The sequence below is a fragment of the Uniformispora flossi genome (assembly GCF_049534875.1).
Lineage (GTDB): Bacteria > Actinomycetota > Actinomycetes > Streptomycetales > Streptomycetaceae > Yinghuangia > Yinghuangia aomiensis.
Genome location: NZ_JBMULZ010000006.1, coordinates 237769 through 257469, shown reverse-complemented (window position 1 = coordinate 257469; position 19701 = coordinate 237769). Strand labels below are relative to the sequence as shown.

Annotated in this window: 17 protein-coding genes; 10 read left to right on the top strand and 7 right to left on the bottom strand. The window is 71.6% G+C overall.

From position 1 onward, the window contains the following. Nucleotides 1–46 precede the first annotated feature (46 nt). Both ACPA54_RS16380 and ACPA54_RS16375 read left to right on the top strand, forming a co-directional pair. Entirely contained in the window at nucleotides 47–334 is a 288-nt protein-coding gene (locus tag ACPA54_RS16380) for a hypothetical protein (RefSeq protein WP_423530330.1), read from the top strand. A 181-nt stretch (nucleotides 335–515) separates the two neighbouring features. After that, nucleotides 516–1070, top strand: a complete 555-nt coding sequence (locus ACPA54_RS16375) for an SRPBCC family protein (RefSeq protein WP_423530328.1) — start codon at nucleotides 516–518, stop codon at nucleotides 1068–1070. A gap of 48 nt (nucleotides 1071–1118) precedes the next feature. Here ACPA54_RS16375 and ACPA54_RS16370 read toward each other — a convergent pair whose 3' ends face one another. Beyond that, nucleotides 1119–2696: a YfcC family protein gene (locus ACPA54_RS16370; protein WP_423530326.1), complete on the bottom strand. Its 1578-nt coding sequence runs from the start codon at nucleotides 2694–2696 to the stop codon at nucleotides 1119–1121. A gap of 167 nt (nucleotides 2697–2863) precedes the next feature. Here ACPA54_RS16370 and ACPA54_RS16365 point away from each other — a divergent pair, with 167 nt between their 5' ends. Continuing rightward, the gene (locus ACPA54_RS16365) at nucleotides 2864–3304 is read left to right on the top strand and encodes a nitroreductase family deazaflavin-dependent oxidoreductase (RefSeq protein WP_423530325.1); all 441 of its coding nucleotides are present in this window, start codon (nucleotides 2864–2866) and stop codon (nucleotides 3302–3304) included. 102 nt (nucleotides 3305–3406) lie between these two features. Here the strand turns inward: ACPA54_RS16365 and ACPA54_RS16360 are convergent, their stop codons facing one another. Beyond that, nucleotides 3407–3976 (bottom strand): GlcG/HbpS family heme-binding protein, encoded by a 570-nt coding sequence (locus ACPA54_RS16360; protein ID WP_423530611.1) that lies wholly within the window; start codon nucleotides 3974–3976, stop codon nucleotides 3407–3409. Nucleotides 3977–4217: 241 nt separating this feature from the next. Between ACPA54_RS16360 and ACPA54_RS16355 the strand changes: the two genes are divergently transcribed. Together ACPA54_RS16355 and ACPA54_RS16350 are read left to right on the top strand one after the other, a co-directional pair. Next, on the top strand, nucleotides 4218–5453 hold the full coding sequence (locus ACPA54_RS16355; RefSeq protein WP_423530323.1) for a sensor histidine kinase: 1236 nt from the start codon (nucleotides 4218–4220) through the stop codon (nucleotides 5451–5453). A 125-nt stretch (nucleotides 5454–5578) separates the two neighbouring features. Further along, nucleotides 5579–6232 (top strand): response regulator, encoded by a 654-nt coding sequence (locus ACPA54_RS16350; protein WP_423530321.1) that lies wholly within the window; start codon nucleotides 5579–5581, stop codon nucleotides 6230–6232. 21 nt (nucleotides 6233–6253) lie between these two features. On the opposite strand, the gene ACPA54_RS16345 is transcribed toward ACPA54_RS16350, so the two are convergent. Further along, nucleotides 6254–6826, bottom strand: a complete 573-nt coding sequence (locus ACPA54_RS16345; RefSeq protein ID WP_423530319.1) for a Uma2 family endonuclease — start codon at nucleotides 6824–6826, stop codon at nucleotides 6254–6256. A gap of 209 nt (nucleotides 6827–7035) precedes the next feature. Between ACPA54_RS16345 and ACPA54_RS16340 the strand changes: the two genes are divergently transcribed. The 3 genes from ACPA54_RS16340 to ACPA54_RS16330 all read left to right on the top strand — a co-directional run bounded on the left by ACPA54_RS16340 (nucleotide 7036) and on the right by ACPA54_RS16330 (nucleotide 13156). Beyond that, nucleotides 7036–7728: a Clp protease N-terminal domain-containing protein gene (locus tag ACPA54_RS16340; protein ID WP_423530317.1), complete on the top strand. Its 693-nt coding sequence runs from the start codon at nucleotides 7036–7038 to the stop codon at nucleotides 7726–7728. Nucleotides 7729–7937: 209 nt separating this feature from the next. Further along, nucleotides 7938–12554 (top strand): sacsin N-terminal ATP-binding-like domain-containing protein, encoded by a 4617-nt coding sequence (locus tag ACPA54_RS16335; RefSeq protein WP_423530315.1) that lies wholly within the window; start codon nucleotides 7938–7940, stop codon nucleotides 12552–12554. 59 nt (nucleotides 12555–12613) lie between these two features. Then, nucleotides 12614–13156, top strand: coding sequence for a MarR family winged helix-turn-helix transcriptional regulator (locus ACPA54_RS16330; protein WP_423530313.1), 543 nt, complete (start codon nucleotides 12614–12616; stop codon nucleotides 13154–13156). On the opposite strand, the gene ACPA54_RS16325 is transcribed toward ACPA54_RS16330, so the two are convergent. After that, a complete protein-coding gene (locus ACPA54_RS16325) occupies nucleotides 13109–14392 on the bottom strand; it encodes a low temperature requirement protein A (RefSeq protein ID WP_423530311.1) in 1284 nt (427 codons plus the stop codon). The genes ACPA54_RS16330 and ACPA54_RS16325 overlap by 48 nt on opposite strands. Before the next feature lie 88 nt (nucleotides 14393–14480). Continuing rightward, nucleotides 14481–14864 carry a DUF4259 domain-containing protein gene (locus ACPA54_RS16320; protein ID WP_423530309.1) on the bottom strand — a complete coding sequence of 128 codons (384 nt, stop codon included), beginning with the start codon at nucleotides 14862–14864 and terminating at the stop codon, nucleotides 14481–14483. Nucleotides 14865–14948: 84 nt separating this feature from the next. On the opposite strand from ACPA54_RS16320, the gene ACPA54_RS16315 reads away from it, so the two are divergent. Next, nucleotides 14949–15389: a DUF5709 domain-containing protein gene (locus ACPA54_RS16315; protein WP_345680310.1), complete on the top strand. Its 441-nt coding sequence runs from the start codon at nucleotides 14949–14951 to the stop codon at nucleotides 15387–15389. A 129-nt stretch (nucleotides 15390–15518) separates the two neighbouring features. On the opposite strand, the gene ACPA54_RS16310 is transcribed toward ACPA54_RS16315, so the two are convergent. Together ACPA54_RS16310 and ACPA54_RS16305 are read right to left on the bottom strand one after the other, a co-directional pair. Further along, the gene (locus tag ACPA54_RS16310) at nucleotides 15519–16385 is read right to left on the bottom strand and encodes an SDR family NAD(P)-dependent oxidoreductase (protein ID WP_423530307.1); all 867 of its coding nucleotides are present in this window, start codon (nucleotides 16383–16385) and stop codon (nucleotides 15519–15521) included. Between the two features lie 122 nt (nucleotides 16386–16507). After that, entirely contained in the window at nucleotides 16508–17914 is a 1407-nt protein-coding gene (locus ACPA54_RS16305) for a tetratricopeptide repeat protein (RefSeq protein ID WP_423530305.1), read from the bottom strand. Nucleotides 17915–18264: 350 nt separating this feature from the next. Here ACPA54_RS16305 and ACPA54_RS16300 point away from each other — a divergent pair, with 350 nt between their 5' ends. Further along, complete coding sequence (locus ACPA54_RS16300) at nucleotides 18265–19485, top strand: hypothetical protein (protein ID WP_423530303.1); 1221 nt, start codon at nucleotides 18265–18267, stop codon at nucleotides 19483–19485. The last annotated feature ends 216 nt before the right edge of the window (nucleotides 19486–19701 follow it).

The following is a 19701-nucleotide window of genomic DNA, read 5'->3' as shown; positions in this document are numbered from 1 at the left end:
AGTGAAAAGGAGTCCAGTCCTGGATTCGTCAAGGAGGAATGCCATCATGGCCAAGCCCAAGGCCAAGCCGCACACGCAGAAGAGCGCGCTCATCGCGAACGACGCCCGTGCGCGCCAGGAAGACCGCAACACCGCCGACCGCGCGCAGGACCGCCAGGACCGCGCGCAGGACCGCGACCGCGACCACGACCGCGACCAGAACGCCGCGGCCACGCTCGTCGCCGACCGGCAGCAGGAGAACAACCGCGACCGGCAGGACCGCCGTCCCGCCAACCGCGACCAGCAGCAGCGTCCGCGCGGCGACTCCGGCCCCCGCGGCCGCAGCTCGCGCTGACACCCGCGGCACACCGCCGAGCCGGACCCGTCCGGCTCGGCGGCACCCGCACCCACCCGGCCCCGGACCCCGTGACTACGGCGGTCCGGGGCCGGGTAGGCGTTGGGGAGGGGTTGTGTCGGATTCCGTGCCGACGTCCCACCCGGCTCGGGGGAGTGATCCCGACCGAACGGTGACTGCGATGACGACCCACGAACGCGCCGTCGAGGTGACGGCGTCCCCGGACGACATCTTCCACCTGCTGTCCGACCCGCTGAATTTGCCCGCGTACGTCGACTTCGTGGAAGACGCCGCGCCTGCCGGCCCGGACACCGTGCGCATCACCACCACCGACCTCGGCGGCGCGAAGCGCACCGGCCTGCTCCGCGCGGTGCCGGACCGCGAGCTGATGCACGTGCTGTGGGAACTCGACAGTCCGCGCTGCCACGGCCAGATCGTCGTCGCCCCCGGGCCCGACGCCGACGGCTGGAACACGTGCATCGTGCGGGCCATGCTCGACGACGAGAACGCGTGGGGCGACGACCCCGACATCCGGCACGTCCGCGGCCCCTTCGAACTCGGCGGCATGCCCGGCCACGAAGGCCTCGCCCTCGGCGAGGTCGGCGTCGGACGCACTGGCCCCGTCGACCCGAAGACCGAGCAACTCCTCGGCCCCGACGAGGTGTTGGAACGGGCGCTGGCCGGACTCCGGGACCGGGTCGCGGTGGCGCGCGGGAAGGTCAAGGCGCACCACTGACGACGCCGGGCCCGGGCCCCGGTTCGGGTCTTACGACGGCTTCGGGTCCTACGACAGGCCCGAGCCGATCGCGACGAAACCGCAGATGAGCACGAAGAGGATCACCAGCAGCGGGAACACGAACCGCAGGTACTGGTTGTAGCCGACCTTCGCCAGCGCGATACCGCCCATGATCACCGCGGTCGTCGGCACCCAGAGGTTCATCCAGCCCGACGCCGCCTGCCACGCCGTCACGACGAGCGCACGGGGCACGTCGGCGAAGTCCGCGAGCGGCGCGAGGATCGGCATGGCGAGCGTGGCGTGCCCGGACGTCGACGGGATGAGGAACGCCAGCGGCAGGTTCACCACGAAGATCATGATCCCGAACACCGCCGACGACGTGCCGGACACGGCACCCTCCATCGAGTGCAGGACCGTGTCCGTGACCTTCGCGTTGTTCATGATCACGGTCACGCCGCGCGCCAGCATGATGATCAGCGCGGGCGAGATGAAGTCGCCCGCCCCCTGGATCAGCGTCGAGGACAGCTTCTCCTCGCCCAGCCCCGCCAGCAGGCCGACCAGCACCGCCGCGACGATGAACAGCGCGGACAGCTCCGAGAACGACCAGTCCAGCTCCCAGACGTACGCCACCGCATTCGCGTCCCCGGTCAGCACCTGCGCCCACGGGATGATCGCGAAGATCATGAAGGCGAAGGTGAGTGTCACCGCCACCAGCACGATCTTGTGGGTGCGCGTCAGCTCCTCCGGCTCGGTGGTCGCGGCCTCGGCGGCCTGCTCGCGGTCCCCGGGGAGGAAGCCGACCAGCGAACGGGACGGATCGGCTTTGACGCGGACCGCGTACCGGACGACGTACGCGATCGTGACCGCCGTGAGCACGACGAGCATCACGAGGCGCAGCACGATGCCGTCGCCGAGCGAGATGTCGGCCGCCGACGACGCGACGCCGGTGGCGAACGGGTTGACCGTCGAACACATGACGCCGACGCCCGCACCCAGGATGATGGTGCCGGTCGCGACCATGCGGTCGTAGCCGAGCGCGAGCATGAGCGGGATGATCAGGCCGTAGAACCCCAGCGTCTCCTCGGCGAAGCCCTCGACGGAGCCGAGTACCGAGAACACCGTCATGATCGCGATGATGAGGACCGCGCCGCGGGTGCGCAGCCGGTGCGCGAGACGGGCGATACCGCGGTCCAGGGCGCCGGTGGCGAAGACCACCGTGATGAACGCGCCGATCGCGATGACGAACAGGAACACGCCCGCGGCGCCGTACAGGTCGCCGGCGTTGTCGGGCGCGACTTGGCCGGTGTCGGCGTCCCGGATGCCGTAGAGGCCGTTGACCGGGGACAGGAACAGGTCGTTCAGCCGCTGGATGAAATCCTCGGGGCTCGGCGTGTGGTGGTAGCTGCCCTGGACGGGCTTGCCGTCCTCGCCGCGCTGGTACTCGCCGGACGGGATCGCGAACGACAGTGCCCACACGGCGATCGTCACGATGGCGAGGACGGTCAGCGCGCTCGGGAAGCGGAAACCGCGCTTGCCCTCGTCCTTCTTGCCGGTGTCGTCCTTCTCGGGCGGTTCGCCGTCGTGGCCGCCTTGGGTCGGGGAATCTGTGGCGTGCTCGGAACTCATGTGAGGGTGATCGGGAAACGCGGCGGCACGGTGTACGGCATTCGGCGGAGATCACCCGAACGGCGGCAGCGATCGGCGGGGCGCGGGGCGTCGGGCGATTAGGTTGGGGGCGGGGCAGGACGCCGGGGGAGCGGCCTTCGGCGTCGCCCGGCGGAAGGAACGCGGACATGGCCTGGGAAGGCGAGTACGAACCGAATCCGCACAATTGGGTCGCCGATCACGTGGCCCGCTACGAGGAGAGCAACGGGAACAAGGGCCGCACGATGAACGGCCGTCCCGTCGTCATCCTCACCACGCGCGGCGCCAAGAGCGGCAAGATCCGCAAGGTGCCGCTGATGCGCGTCAGCGACGGCACGCGCTATGCGGCCGTCGCCTCGCTCGGAGGTGCTCCGAACCACCCGGTCTGGTACTACAACTTGGTCGCTCACCCGGACGAAGTCCGGCTGCAGGACGGGCCGGTGGTCAAGGAGTACCGGGCCCGGCTGGCGGAGGGGGCCGAGCGGGAGGAGTGGTGGGACCGGGCTGTGGAGGCGTACCACGAGTACGCGGATTATCAGAAGAAGACGGACCGGGTGATCCCGCTGTTCGTGCTGGAACCCGTGGACTGACTCTGCTTCCTCTGCTTCCTCTGCTTCTTTCGCACGTCGGGTACGCCGAAGCCCGGCGGCGGCCGTCGGGGGGAAGGGACGCCGCCGGGGGTCTGCGGTCGGCTACTTGGCGTTGAGGGAGGCGACGCCGGCCTGGGCGAACTGCTCGTCCTGGTCGCCGCTGGGGGCGCCGGCGACGCCGATGGCCGCGATCGGGCCGCCCTTGGCGGTGACCGGGGCGCCGCCGCCGAGGAACAGGGTGCCGGGGATGTCCTTCAGGGTCGGGTTCTGCTGGAGGCGCTGGACCAGGGTGGAGGTCGGGGCGTTCCAGGAGACGGCGGTGAAGGCCTTCTTCTGCGCGGCGTCGTAGGACTGCGGGCCGGCGCCGTCGCCGCGGAGGGTGACGATGGTGTTGCCGTTGCGGTCCACGACCGCGACCGACACGCGCTGGTTCGCCTTCTTCGCGGCGTCCAGGGTCGCCTGCGCGGCCTTGGACGCGGCGTCGATCGTCAGGTGATCCGTCTGGAACGTGTCCGGGGTCTTCACATCGGCCTTCGCCGCCGCCGCGGCCGGCTGCGCGGGCTTGCCGCTGTCGGGCGCGGCGGCGGCCACGGCACCGAAGGCACCGGCGCCGACGGCGACGAGGGCGGCGGAGCCGGTGACGATGCGGGCACGCGTGGACAGCGTCTTCATGGTCATCTCCGGGAGAATCGGGCCGCGACCGGGCCACGGCCGACGGCACAGCGAGGAATCGGGGGCGGTGGGCGCGGGCCCTTCCGGGGCTTGCTCCGCGTTTCCGCCGTGCCTCCATCCTGGGTGCGGAACCGGGCCCTGCCGGTCCCCGGAGTGGATGGCTCCGCGCGGCATGATGGATGAACCCCGTATCAACCGATCGGTCGATGGCGGCGCCGGAAACCCGGGTTAGACATCGAGGATGCACGTGGAACAGCAGCGCCCGGCTCTTGGTTCGGCCTTCGCCCCGGCCCGCACCGGGGAGCCCGGGACCGCATTGGTGGACGCCGTCATGTCGGCGTCGTTCGTCGTCTTGCTGGTGGCCGCGATGACGCGGTTCCTGATCCGGCACCCCGGGGCGCCGGACACGCCGTTCGTCATCGCGCTGACGGCGGCGCTCGCGGTGGGCTACGTGCTGCGGCCGCCCGGACCGGCCGTGGGACCGGCACCGCGCTGGACGAAGGTGTGGCTCGCGCTGTTCACCGCCGCGTGGGCGGCGCTCGTGGTCATCGCCCCGAGCTTCGCGTGGAGCGCGGTGCCGATCGTGTACACGGCGCTGCGGCTGCTGGGGGAGCGGGCGGCGCTGACGCTCGTCGCGCTGCTGACCGTGTTCGTGGTCGTGGCGCAGGTGCGGATCAGTGGTGACGATCCGCTGCTGATCCTCGGGCCGCCCGCCGTGGCGGCGTTGGCGTCGTCGGTGTTCGTCTACATGCAGCGGCAGTCGGAGCGGCAGCGGGGGCTGATCGAGGACTTGATCGCCACCCGCGAGGGCCTGGCCGCGAGCGAGCGGCGGGCCGGGACGCTGGAGGAGCGGCAGCGGCTGTCCATGGAAATCCACGACACGCTGGCGCAGGGCTTGTCGAGCCAGCAGATGCTGCTGCAGGCGGCGGAACGGGTGTGGGACGTCGACCCGGGGGCGGCCCGCGGGCACGTCGCGACGGCATCGGGCATCGCGGAACGGAACCTGGCCGAGGCACGGCGGTTCGTCCACGACCTGGCACCGGCGGACCTCGCCGACGGGGGAAGCCTCGAGCAGGCGCTGCGGCTGGTGGCCGAACGCACGACCGAGCAGGGCGTCGTGACACGGTTCCGGACGGACGGGGCGCGGATGATGCTGCCGGCGCGCGTCGAGGCGGCGTTGCTGCGGGTGGCGCAGGGCGCGGTGGCGAACGTACTGGAGCACGCGGGGGCTTCGGAGGCGACGGTGACGCTGACGTACCTCGGCGGCGACGTCGTGCTGGACATCGCGGACAACGGCCGCGGGTTCGACCCGGAGGCGGTGGGGGAGACCCCGGAGGTGGCGGACAGCCGGCGGGGCCACGGGCTTCCGGCGATGGAGGCGCGGCTGCGGCAGTTGGACGGGAGGCTGACGGTGGAATCGGCGGTGGGGGACGGAACGGTGGTCTCGGCGTGGGTGCGGGTGGTGGAGGGGCCGTGATCTGACGCCGCAACATTTGCCCGAACTCACCTTGACCTCACGTCATCCCACCCTCACCCTCACCCGCGCCACACCCTCACTCACGCCCACACCCCCCAGCCCTGCCGCCCGCCGAGGAGCCCGACATGACCAGCCCCGCCACCCCTGCCGACGAATCGGCCGTCCGCGTGCTGCTCTGCGACGACCACACCGTGGTCCGCGCAGGGCTCCTCGCCCTGCTCTCCAGCGCCCCCGGCATCGCCGTCGTCGGGGAAGCGGCGACCGGCGAGGAAGCCCTGGCCGCGGCCGCGAAGCTGCACCCCGACGTCGTCCTCATGGACCTGCACCTCGGCGCGGGCATGGACGGCATCGAAGCAACCCGCCGCCTCATCGCCGACGTTCCGGGCACCCGCGTCCTCGTCCTCACCACTTACGACACGGATGCCGACGTCACCCGCGCCATCGAAGCGGGGGCAACGGGCTACCTCCTGAAGGCCGAACGCCCGGAAGAACTCTTCGCCGCCATCCGCGCCGCCGCAGAGGGCCGCCCTGCCCTGTCCGCGCCGGTGGCCAGCCGCGTCATGCAGCACATGCGCAGCCCCAAAGCCACGCTCACGGACCGGGAGACCGACATCCTCGGCCAACTCGCCCGCGGCCTCGGCAACCGCGAAATCGCCAAGGCCTTGTTCATCAGCGAAGCCACCGTCAAAACCCACCTGGTCCGCATCTACGACAAACTCGGCGTCGACACCCGCGCCGGCGCCGTCGCCGTCGCGAAGGAACAACGCCTGCTGCCGTAGCCCCGACCTGGGGCCGGCGGGTCAGTCGGCCCAGTCCAGCAGGTGGTAGGTGTCGAGTACCACGCCGACAGGCTCCGGAAGGTGCAGCGGCTTGCCGAACGGCCGCGTCACGATGGTGGCGTAGATCCCGTCGTCGGGCTCGCTGTGCACCAGCATTTCGTGGCGCTTGCGGTCGATCAGCAGGTACACCGGGATGCGGACTTCCGCATACGCCCGGGGCTTGTCGGCACGGTCTCGCGCCTCGGTGTCCCAGTCGTTCGAGGTGACCTCCACGACCATGAGCGCGGGACTGGCGTCCGCCCACTCGCCGGCATGGCGAAAGCTCCCCAGCGGGGCGAGAGTGCCGTCAGGCCGGGCGCGGCCGTTGCGGTACGTCTCGACCACCAACCCGCGCTCGGGGTAAAGCCAACGATCGCGGCCCTCCAAGGCGAAGAACTGCATGAGCCAACGCACGATTTCTTCGTGCTCGCCGTCGGGCAACGCCTTCTCCCCCAACTTGCCCCCGATGAACTCGAGGTGCGTCCACTCGGCGGCAAGCTTCGCCATTTGCTCGAACGTTTCGACGGGCATGCCCGTCTCGGCAACGGCGGTCACCGGCGGCCTCCGTTTCTGCGGCTTCTCCGACGTCATCTCTCCATGATTGCCGTCACCCGCACCGAGAGCCATGACCACGGCCGTCCCGTGGCGGCATCGGAAAGTTAGCCGTCGTGACAGTGGCGCGGTGGTCGGATCGTGCACGTTCACCCGTCAGTGAGCGTCAATTTGAAGTTGACGCGGGTGGGGCGTCAACTTACGATTGACGCATGAGTCCACTCGACATCAATCTCGCGGATCTGATTGCCCATCTCGACGAGGAACTGCCGGATGCCGACGAGCTTTCGCGTATCAGTGAGGCGCGGCTTCGGGCGCAGACGTTGGCCGATCTCGGTGACCAGCTCATCGACCACTACGTCAGCAAGGCCAAGCGGAACGGCGCGTCGTGGACCGAGATCGGCGACGCCATCGGGGTGTCCAAGCAGGCCGCGCAGCAGCGCCATGCGCCGAACCCGTTCGCGGGCTTCACCGACCTGAGCCGGCACAGCATCGTGCTGGCGCAGGAGGCCGCGCGCACGTACAAGCACGCGTTCATCGACACCGAGCACATGCTGCTCGGTGTGCTCGGCGAGACGCGGGGGCTGGCGTACGAGGTGCTGGTGGCGAAGGCCGGGTCCGAGCAACGTGTGCGCGACGCGGTGCGGGACGTGATGCCGCCGGCCGGGGAGAAGGCCCTGCGCGGGCACATCGCCTTCCGGTCGGAGAGCAAGGATGCCATCGAGCAGGCGCGTCGGGCGTCGGCCGACCTCGGCCACGACTGGGTCGGTACGGAACACCTGCTGCTGGGGCTGGTCCGCGTCGAGGACAGCCCCGCGGCGCAGATCCTGCGCAGCCTCGGCTTCACCTCGGAAAGCCTGCACGAGACCGTGAAGGCCGAGATCGCGAAGCGGATGAACGGGTGAGGAAGGCATAGCGATCGCTCCGGCGCAATGCCGATCCGGCTGGGGGCGGTGCACGGTGGCCGCCCCATGGGGCGTGTGAAAACCGTGGGTCGCGCCGACGGGAGGACGCCGACGCGTGTTCAAGGTCGAGGCCGCCTGGCGAACGCGGCCTCACCCGGGTGGCCTAACCCCGCAGCTCCTTGACTCGCCGCGGCGGGAGCATGGGCCTTGTGACGGATATCAGGGCCGCGGTGGAGGTGTTGCTGGGGGATCCCGGGGCGGAAGTCGGGGCGGAGCCGCGGGATGCGGGGGAGGCGGCCGAGGCGGTCCGGTTGTTGGACGCGGGGCTGCGGGGCGGGCCCGCGGCGATGCGGGTCGCGGTGGAACGTACCCAGGAGACGGCGGACAGTCTGTCGGCCGATCGGCTGCAGGTGTTCTCGGAGTTGGTGCAGAACGCCGACGATGCGGGGGCGCGGGGGATTCGGTTCGACGTTCGGGAACGCGAACTGGTCGTGACGCACGACGGGCGTCCGGTGCGGCTCGGCGACCTTCTGTTGCTGGCGCTGCCGGGGCTGAGCGGGAAGAGCGGGGACCCGGACAGTACTGGCCGGTTCGGGATCGGACTGGCCACCTTGCGGGCGCTGTCGCGGGTGTGGGAACTGCATTGCGGGCACTACCACGTGCGGTTCGACGGCATCGGGATGAGGGCGGCCGACGCCTACGCCGACGATGGCGGGACTGTTTTCCGAATTCCTTTGGCGGAAAGCGAAATCTGCGAGAGCGAAGTCGCTGCCTGGTTCGCCGGGTGGGACGACGGGGCGTTGCTGTTCCTTCGGAACCTGCGGGAGGTGCGGGTCGACGTAGGCGGTCGGCTGCTCCGCAGGTTGGGGTTGCGCTGGTCGTCGGGGGAATCGTGCGTCCGGATGCGGGTCGGGGGAGTCGACGCCGCGGTGCGGATGCGCCGGGCGGAAGGGGAGAAGGCCGCGTGGCGGGTGTTCGATACGGAACTTCCCTGTCCGGAAGGCGCATTGCGGCGGCACAAGGCGGCGGGGGCGCGGGTCCCCGTTGCGATCGCCTTGCCCACGGAGGCGGGCGTGGCCGGGGTCGTCCATGCGGGGCTGCCGATGGCGGCCTTGGATGTGCCGGTACGCGTCCACACCCAGTTCGATCCGCTGGTCAGCCGAAAGGACTTCGTGGACAGCGCGTGGAACTCGGCGATGGTGGAACGGGTTGCCGATCTGTGGGCCGCGGCGCTCCCGGGCATGCTGGGCGGCGACGCTCCGACGGCGTGGCATCTCGTACCGCGAGACCGCCCAGCGTCCCCACAGCCGAGCACCGCAACGCCTGGGGACAGGACGACCGGCACAACAGCACCCCGCAGCACACTCCTGGCCGAACGCCTCCGCGCCGCGCTCGTCGCGCGGGCGCGCGGCGAGGTCGCCGACCGGCTGCGCCTCGCCTGCCCCGACGGGACACGCCGCGGCTTGACGGAACTGGCCGTGGAGGAAAGGCGGTTGGAGGGTGTCTTGGACGATCGGCTGCTCGCCCGGCAGGGTGGCAGGGAAGCGCTCTTTCCGCGGGCTTCGCGTGATCGGGGCGGTCGGTGGCGGCGTGTCCTGGCCGATTGGCGGGCCGCGGGGGAGGTGCGGCTCCCGGGCGAAGTGACGGTGGTGGACGCCCTCCCGCTGCTGGTGGAGGAGGCCGACGGCGATACCGGAGGAGACGGCCTCGACGCCCCCGCCGCGATCCGCCTGGCTGCTGCCGCTCTGCAAGCGGGGCTTGAGGAACGTCTGCTCTGCCTGCCGTGGGTACGGGCCGCCGATGGACGGCGTTATGTGCCACCGGTGCCTGGCTCCGGCCACGTGTTCGTGCACGGTGCGGCAGGCGACCGGGGGCCCGCGGGGCTGCTGGGGATGGCGCTCGTGCTCGACCCCGCGTTCGCGGCCGAGTCGGCCGCCTCGCGTACCGTCGTCGATTGGCTGGTCGATCGCGATTGTGTGATCGACGGGGACGGGGTCACCGCGGTGGTAGAGCGCGTGGCGTGTGTCGGCGACGCCGGCCGCGTCTTCGTCGCAGATGACGACCAACTCACTCACATGCAAAGCATGTTCGCGGCCATCGGTGAGGCCGGGCGGCGCCACGTCGGTCCCCGGGTCGGCCGAGCCCTGCGGTTCCGCGACCATACGGGTCAGCCGATGCCTCCGGGCACGCTGTACCTGCCCGAGGAACTGGATCCGGCGGGTATCGACGGCTTCGCCGCCGCTGCCGCCGACACCCCCGGACTGCACCGGCTGCACCCCGACTACGCCGCGGTCCTCCCGGCCAGCACCGACGGGCTGAGCCGCGCCGCGTTCCTCCGCGCGCTCGGCGCGGCCGACGCGCCCCGCCTGGTGCGCCCTGGCGGCGACGGCAAAACGTATGCCACCGATCGGTACCCGGGGCCGGGTCTCCCCGCCGATGCCCCCGGCACACCCCAAGCCCGCACCCGGGCACTCGGCCGCTTGGGGGCCGACCACACGCTCGACGACCGGGACAGCCCGGACGCCGTCGCCGTCGCCACGGCGATCGCCGCAGAGCCCGACCCGGAACGCCAACGTGCCCGCGCCGCCAAGCTCGTGCATGCCCTGGCCCGCGCCGCCGGGCGTGCCGGGGGCGGCCGCCGCGGCGCCGCGGGCGGGCTGCTCGGCGTCGACGCGGCCTACGGCTACTACGGCTGGCAGCGCAAAGGCCGCGTCCCTCCGCTGTGGATCTGGCGGCTCAGGGAGATCGCCTGGCTGCCCCGCGCCGACGGCGGCCTGACCCGGCCCGACGCCGGCCACCTGCCCACAGCCGCGTCGCGGGCCCTCTACGGCGCCGACGATCCCGGCTACCTGCACCCCGACGTCGTCAACGCCTTCGACCACCGCGAAGGACGCGGCGAACTCGCTTCCGCACTGGGCCTCACCGGTGACCCCGATGTCCCGACACTCGTCGACCGGCTGCGCGAACTCCGCGGTCGTACACCGGAGAACAGCCCCGCATCCGATGCGGTCACCGGCGACGCCGTGGCCGTGTACCGGGCGTTCGCCGCGCTGCTCGCCGACGGTGGGACGGAGGCCGCCCGGGCGGTGCGCGCCGGGTTCCCGAGCCGGGAGGCCTTGGTGCTCACCGACGCGGGCTGGCGCACCAAGGGTGCGGTACGCCAAGGCCCGTCGATCCTCGGCGGCTACCGCACCTTCGTCTTCCCCGAACCCACCCTGCGACCGCTGTGGGACGCACTCGGCATCCGTGCCCCCGACGCCGCCGAACTCGCCGAGGTCCTCGGCGACGTCGCCCGATGCCGGACGCACGGTCCGGAACTGCGGCTCGGCGTCACCCTGGAGGCGCTGCGGCACCTGGCCGCCCTTGTTGCGGAGTCCAAAGCCGCCGATGAATTCGCGGATGCGCTAAGCAAATTACCGCTCTACACCGGCGACGGCTGGACGACGCAGCGCCCCGTCTACGCCGTCGACAACCGGTACGTCGCCGAGCAACTCGCCGACACCGCAAGGGTCTGGCAACCGGGTGGCGATCTCGACCAATTCGCCGCGCTGCTGGAACCGTTGGGCGTCACCCGCGTGGACGTGCTCGGGGCGCCCGTGCACGGCGTCCGGCGGGCCCGCGGCGACGTGCGGCTGACGGCCGTTTACCGGGCCGCCGTCGTCCGGCTGCACGATCTGCTGGTCCGCGACGCGCCCGGTGCCGCCTCCGCCTGCCGGGACTGGGCGTGGCTCGAGTCGCTCACCGTCCGCGTCGCGCCCGGCCTCGGCATCGAACCGGGGCCGCCGGGGGTGGTCGCCGCCGTCGAGGCGCATGTCGACCCCGCTTCCGGCGTCCTGTACGTGGCTTCGGCCGCGGCCCTCTCCACTGCCCGCGGCGGGGGACAAGCCATTGCCGCCTGCTTCGACCGCGACCGGACCCGCATCGGACACGCCTGGCGCGACGTCTGGGAGAACCCGACCGCACCCGCGGCCCGCCTCGCCTCGGCCGGGCAACGCGACGCGGCCGCGGCCCGCCGGCTCGACCGACTCGTCCGGGCCCGGGAGAACGCAGGTGCGCGGATGCGCGAGGCCGAGCCGGGGGAGACCGCCGAATCCGGCGCCGACGGTCGGCCCGACAGCGCCGTCGACACCGCAACCGAACCCGACCGAAGCCCGAGCCTCACTCCGTCGCCACCCCGCAGGCTCATCGACGTCCGCACGCTCCCGGCCCCGACCACCATCGCTCCACAGCCCGGCAGCCACGCCAACGCGCACCCGCCGACAGCGGAAGCGTCCCCGCACGGCCAGGAAAGGCCCCCGGGTGAACCCCCGTCCCTCCCGCACCCGCACCCCGGCGGCTTCCCCCCGCCTCGCCGGCGCACCGGTGCCCCCGCCTATACCGCGCAGGAGCGCGAGACCGTCGCCTGGCAGTTGCTGCGCATCGTCCTGCGCCGCGACGGCCTCGAACTCCACGACCACCGCACGCAGCCCGGACTCGGCGCCGACGCCGTCGACACCACCGGGCACTTCTACGAGATCAAAGCGCACGGCGGCCCCGAACCCCGCGACGTCGCCCTCACCCTCGCCGAGTACGAACGCGCCCTCGCCGACGGCGACCGCTTCTCCCTCGTGGTCGCCGCCAACCTGGAGGAAGGCGCCGGCGAACCCCGGCTCCGCATCATCCGCGACCCGCTCCGCCATCTCCGCGTGGAACGCACCCAACTGATCCGCGTCACCGGACTGACCGACACCGGGGACGTCGCCGTCGTCCACGAATGGCGCACCCCATGGGCCGCACCCGCCGGTCCGCCGCCGCCGACCGGCACCGCCTCCGCCGCCCAACCGTGACCGCGACGGCCGACCACGCAAACTTGACTCCGCGGTGCTAAGCGCGCAGATTAACCCCCGTGACGGACCAGGACGACGACCAGGGCCACGACCGGGACCACGACCACGAACACGGACGCGAGGAGAAGGGGCGAACCCCACGCCTCGCCACCGGCTTCGCCGACGCCGATCGGAGCGCCGGATTGCTGCTCTGGCAGGTCACGAACCGCTGGCAGGCGGCACAGCGGGCCGCGCTCAAGCCGTACGACCTCACCCACGTGCAGTTCGTGCTCCTCGCGTCGCTGACCTGGCTGCAGTCCGACGGGCCCGTCACGCAGCGGAATCTCGCCGACCACGCGGCGACCGACCCGATGATGACGTCGCAGGTCCTGCGCGTCCTGGAGAGCCGCGGCCTGATCGTCCGCGAACCGCATCCGCACGACCGCCGGGCCCGAGCCCTCGCCGCCACGCCCGACGGCCGAGCGCTCGCCAACCGGGCGATCGTCGCGGTCGAGGCGTGCGACGCGGACTTCTTCGGGGCGCTCGGCGAGGACGTCCCGGCGTTCGCGACCGCGCTACTCCGGCTCCGGAACGCCGCCGACCAAGGACTCCGCGACGCCTGACTCCGCCAACCGGGAATCCGCACCCCGGGGCTCCGTGACCCGGGCCTCGGCGACTACGGAATCGACAACCGGAGAGCCGATGACCGGCGACTCGGCGGCCCCGACCGACAGACGATCGCGCAGCGTTCCCGCCGCGTACTCCTCATAGCCGAACACCCCGGCGAGGACCAGCACCAGCGCCGGCAGCTCGGCCTGCGCCGCGCCCTCGGTGCCCAGCGGGATCGCGAGCAGCACCAGCAGGACGCCGCACGTGCGCGGCAGCAGCGGCTGCCGGCCCACCGTGCGCCGGATCGCCAGATTCGCCGCCAGGAACAGTGCGACGCCGCCCGCCAAGGCGACGGCCTGTGCGGTACCGAGCGCGTCCGTCGGGTGTGCCACCGCCGACTTGGCGCCGGTGGCCGCCAACAGCACGCCGAGCAGCAGCAGATAGTGGCCGAAGTTGTAGATCCGTACGCCCAGGTGATTGCGCCGCGCGTCGTCCAGCCCCGTCATGAATTCCGCGGCGGCTTCGTCGTCGTCGTGGCCGAAGTACGCCCACCACAGCCCGAAGCACACCACCAGGCACAGCAGCGCCGCGGACAGCAGCGGGAACGACAAGTGCGCGTTGCCCGCCCCGACGCCGATCGCGATCACCGACTCGCCGAACGCGACGATCACCACCAGCCCGTGCCGCTCCACGAAATGCCGCGGCTCGATGCGGAACGTCGGCAGGTTCACCAGATACGGATTGGCGAACGTCCACGCGAACGCCGCCACCCACAGCGCCAGCTGCGCCGACGCCGACAGGTAGCCGCCGACCAGGATCAGCCCCGCGCCCGCCAGGTTGAACACGCCCATCCGGGCGACCGAACCCGCCGGTACGCCGGTGGCCGCGAACATGCCCGTGTGCAGGAGCACGACCACCAGATAGGCCCAGCCGAACGCCCACCCGTCGCCTTCGAACGCGTGCGGCACGGTCAAGGCGATCACCAGGAACGCCCCCATGCCCAGCAGATGCAGTCCGCGCCGCGAATGCGTCTTGGGCGGCATGGCGTTCGCCAGCCATATGAATGCGTCGTACATCCACCAGATGATCGCGAGCATGACGACCACCCGCGTCATTCCGCCGGGTGTCAGATGGTGGGCCAAGCTGTCGGTCAACTGGGTGACCGTGAAGACGAAGACCAGGTCGAAGAACAATTCCAGCGGGGTCACCCGCAACTCGTCGGCGCGGTCGGCGGCGCTCTCGGTACTCATGGCCGAGGATTATCGGGCGTCCGCGTGACTGCCGGGCACATTGTCCGCGGACGGCGCCGCAAACGCCGCAAACCCGTGCGGACTGCGGTCAGCTGTCGGGATTCGCGTGTTTCGCGGCCTCTTCCGCGAATTCGTCGAACGTCGCGACGAGTACTGCGCGGCGGCCTTCCTTGAAGCCTTCTTTCGGGCCCAGGTCGTCGATCGTCGCGTCCCACACCCGCAGGTAGGTTTCCTTCCAGGCCGCGGCGACCTCGGGGGAGGGCAGAACCGTGCCGACGTGGTCCTGGCGGGCGATCATCGTGAGCAGTTCGAGGTTGCACGGCACCGCGGCGCCCCAGTACTCGTCCGGCTCCAATTCCACCGGATCGCCTGCCATCGCCGCCTCGACCTCGTCGAGAAGGCGCCGCATCACTTCCCCCAGATGGTCCGCCGCGGTGTCACCATCGAAATTGCCACGGCCCCACACGCCCACGAGGTGTCCTTCCGGTATCCGTGCCCGCACCCGTTCGGGTCCGCTCGCATGCGTACCGGAAGGGATCCGCCTACCTTGGCGGACATGGCAACGGAAGGAAAGCCCGCGATGTCGAACGACGAGCCCTACGAGGACCCCACCCTGGACGCGTCCGAGTCGCTGGTCTCCGACGACCTTGCCAAAGACCCGCTCGACCCGGGCGTCATTCCGCCCGACCGCTACACCGCCGCGGAAAAGTACGGCACCACGGCCGAAGAAGCCGCCCAGGGCGAATCCCTCGACATGCTCCTCGCCGAGGAAGAACCCGACACCGGCCCCGGCGGCGCCGGCGAGACCGACGACGACCCGGTGATAGACGACCGCTGGCCGCACGGCCCCGGCCCGCGCACCGGCCGCCTCACCCTGGACACCGCCGAGGAGGGCTCCGGCGACGCGGTGGCCGACGACGTCGGCATCGACGCGGGCGCGGCGACCGCCGAGGAAGCCGCGATGCACGTGGAAGAGGACGAGCTGCCGTTCGAATAGCGCCGAGGGCGTTTCGCGGGCGTGGGAAATCGGAGCCGGCGCCGGGGCGGCGCGCGTGGATGCCGCCCCGGCCGGCGTTTCGGCGGTCGCGGGGCTTGTCGGCCCTTGCCGCGCCGCGGCCGCGCTGCGTCAGGCGCGCGGCGGCGGCCAGCCCTCGACCAGGCCCAAGTCCTTGCACACCTTTTGGGCGCGGACGATCTCCCCGCAGTACTGGTCCGCGTCGGGCGACGAGGCCAGCCAACCGATGACCGCGCCCGGAACCTCCGCCGGGGCGCTGCGGAAGTGCGCCTCCAGGTGCTTGGCCGAGCCGCGGGCCTTCTGGGCCTCCGTGACGATGTGCCCCGGGTCCACGTTGTAGGCGCGCAGCCCCTGACCGAAGTACTCGGCGTGCAGCACGCCCGCGACCCGGGCGAACGCGGCCTTCGACGCCGCATACGCGACACCCCAGCCGCCCGCGCCCGCCGGACCGGGCGGGTTCATCGACGCGGACCCCGACGTCATGTTGATGACGTACGACCGCTCCTGCTCCAGCAGGTGCGGGACCAGGCGCTGCAACAGCACGATCTGGTGCAGGTAGTTGCCCGTCAGCATGTTCTGTGCGGCCTCGAGCGGCAGGTCCAGGAACCGGTCCATGGCGCCCGGGCCCTGGTAGATCGCGTTGTTGAACAGCACGTCGACCCGGCCCCACGCGTCCAGGGCCGCATCGCACGCGGCCAGGATCGACTCGCGGGACATCAGGTCCATCCGCAGCGGCAGCGCGCGGCGGCCGAGTGCCTCCACCTCGCGCGCGGTCGTCTCCAGACTGCCCGGCACCGTCACGGTGGCCTGCTCGCCCGACGACGTGGTCGGGCCGGTGCGGCCTTCGCCCTCGTGCAGGGTGCGGGCGGTCAGGACGATGTCGTAGCCGGCGCGGGCCAATGCGAGAGCGCCGCAGCGGCCGATACCGCGGCTGGCGCCGGTGACGAAGGCGACGGGATTTGCGGCGGGTCGGTTCATGATCGGACCATCGCAGAAATCCTTGACATTATCAAGCTATGCGGCGGGGCGCGTGGTCTGCCACACGCCGTGCGGGCGCGGGTGCCGGTGACCGGTGCCGTTCCCGGTGTCAGGACGCCGCGTCAGTGCCGGGACGCCGCGATCAGTTCCTCCGCCCGGCCGCGCGCCGCGGCCGCCTCCGCGGCCCGGCCCATCCGGTCCGCCAGGCGGGCGCGCGTGAACCAGTTGTACGGGCTGTCCGGGCGCACGCCCAGCCGCTCGCTCACCAGCGTGCGGGCCAAGTCGTCGCGCCCCGCCCGCAGCGCCGCCTCGACGAGCGTCTTCTGGACCGCGTCGCGCTGGGCGTGGCTGCCGCCGAAGGTGTTCAGACGCGAGCGGATCGGCAGGAGCAGGTCGACCGTCTGGTCGTACCGGCCTTTGACGAAAGCGATCAGCGCGTGGCCGACCGGGACGCCGACCTCTTCCGTCATCGCGTGGTTCGCGACGCCGGGATGCGGTGTCGCCAGCCACAACACCCGGTCGCGTACCAGCTGTTCGGCCTCCGCGAAGCGGCCCGCGCCGAGGTAGGCCATGATCGCGTGCACGTCGTTGAACGCGTAGAACGGCCCGTCGTGGCGCGCCGCCCACGCGTCGGCGAGCGCGCCCCATCGGTCGGGCTGCTCGTCGCGAGCGAGCAGAAGACGCCACAACAGTGCCGAGGCGTCGAGGAGTTCCATCGCCAAGCCCTCGGACTCCGCGGTGTGGACGGACGCGTCGTAGATGGCCAAGGCCCGGTCGGTGTCACCGGCCTCGAGGGCGAACAGTGCGTAGTGCCACCAGTTGTGCACCGACAGGAAGTTGCCCGCCGACCAGGCGTCGGTGCGGGCGTCGAGGAATGCGGTGCCCTCGCCGAAGCGGCCCTGCATTTCATACGTGTGCACGACCGCGTGCACGGCCCACACGTCCTCGGCATTGCGTTCGACCGCGGACACGCCGACTTCCATCGATCGGTCGTAGTGCCCGGCTTCCTCCAGCCCGAACGCGTACATGCCCAGCAGCGGCCCGAAATGCGGATCCGCCGGGTCCCACGCGGACATGACGCCGCCGACCCGGTCCCGTAGCCGGGCCGCGTCCCCGGTCAGGAAATCGGCCTGGTGCCCGACGAACACCGCGAGTGTGTCCCGCGGATGGGCGACCACCAGGTCGCCGAGCAGCCGCCTGGCCCGGTGGATGTCCCCGTCGAGCCACGCGCTCGCCGCGTCGACGTGCACCCGCTCGCGCGGCTCGGCGGCCGCCCGGTCGAAGTCCGCGCGGAAGCGGGCGAACCGCTCGCGTGCGTCGGCGGCGTCGCGTTCCTCCGTCGCCATCACACTCAAATAGGCGGAGAAGGCGTGCGCGATCGGCGACCCGGGCGCCGCGGCGAGCGCGTCCCGCACCGCCGGGGCCACCGCGGGCCGGAAGAACAGCAGCGAGTCGACCGCTTGTTCGAGATGAGCGGCGGCCTCCTCGCCGGTAGCGGTCAACGCCAGGCCGTGCCGGTCCGCAGTCATCCCCGGGGCTCCCATCCGTCCGCACGTCTGCCGGAAACCAACCCCCCGATTGAACCGCTTCGCAGCACGCCAGAGCGGCAGGACTCGGCCGAACGGGGGAAAGAACCGGCAACCCGCCACCGGCGTTTCTTACCGCATCCTGACGGCCGGTCACCTAGCGTCATCGTGTGCCTCATGCGACCTCCGGCGGGCCCAGACCCGTCTCCTTGGTGCGACCGCCCGGTCGGCGCGCGCCGCACCCGGCGGCAGGCCCGGCGCGACGCGGCCCGCGGCTCTCAGGCGCTTCTCATGCGCCGGGCGTTCGCTGTCTCCCACGACCCAAGCGATGCAACGTGAGGTGAGGTACCCCGATGTCCCTGGCGCTTCCCCGGCTACGGACGGCACCGCAGCACGAAACCGCCACCGGAACATCCGCCGGACGGCCCGGACCGGCCCACCATCCGCCGGAGTCCGCACGGCCGGCCCTGCGCGGCACCCGGCGGCGTACCGTCGCGGCCCTGCTCGGATGTGCGGCGGTCGCCGCGTACACCGGCCTGCGCATGCCCAGCGGCTGGACGGCGACCCTCCAAGCGGTGTCCCTGCAGGACGGGTTCCACCGCCGGTTCCTGATCGGCAGCCTGCTGCATCCGATCGCGTCCCGAACCGGCTACCCGTACCTGCTGTTCGCCGCCGTGTCGTTCGCGGTCCTCGCGGGACTCGTCGCGGTGCTGGTGTGCGCGGCGGCGACCACGCGGCATCCCGCGCGGCGCTACCTGGTCATGGCGTTCCTCCTGCTGCCGACCGGCGGCTACCTGTTCCACGAGGTCGGCTACTTCGACCAGGTGCTGTACCTGCTGCTGTTCGGCGCGCTGTGGCTCCTCGCCCGCGGACGCGTCCACGCCGCCGGACTCGTCGTCGCGGCCGCGACGACCGTGCACGAGATCACCGTACTGACCGTGCTGCCATTGTTTTTGCTCGCTGCCGCCCGTACGCTCCCGCCCCGCCGCGCCCTCACCGCGGTCCTCCCGGCGACCGTCGCCGGGCTCGTCGTGCTGCTCGTTCCGGCGTCCTCCGCGGGCGCCACCGGCAGCCTCGGCGGCACACTCGCGGCCGACCACTTCCCGGTGCGGACCGACGCGCTCGACCTGTTCGGCCGTACGCAGACCGATAGTTGGCAGCTCTTCTCGCCGTGGGAAGTGCTGGTCTTCCTGCTCCCGCTCACCGTCGTCCTCGGCGCCGCCGTGCTGTGCTTCGCCCGCGGCACGCGCCTGGGCGGACGGCCGCTCGCCCTCCTGTCGCTCGCCGCGGCACTCGCCCCGGCCGCCCTGGCCTTCGCCGGCTGGGACATGGAACGCTGGGCATTCCTGCTCATCGCGAACTTCTGCGTCGTCACCTGGTTCTGGCTCGGCGAACGCCCGAGCCCCGCACGGCCGTTCCCTTATGCGGCGGCCGCATTCGCGCTGCTGCTCACGGTGCACGTGCCGCTGACCTACTTCGACGGCTACCAGCCGCGCGAACTCACCGGCAAGGCCATGAGCACCTTCGTCGACGACGTCACGTCCGGACGCTTCACGCATACCCCCACCCGGTGAGCCGAAGGTAAAGCCCTGGCCAAGGCTGGGTTTCGCGGTAACCGCAGGGGATTCGTTTGTGCAGGCCCTTTCCCGCACTCCCGCGTCCACGACACGTGCCGCCTGCACGGATTCCGCTCTTCACATCGTTGATGTGGCCTGTTACACAGTCTCCCCGATCCGGAACCGGAGGAATTGGTTCCGGCCCTGGGCCATGCCGTCCCCACGGCCCTACCA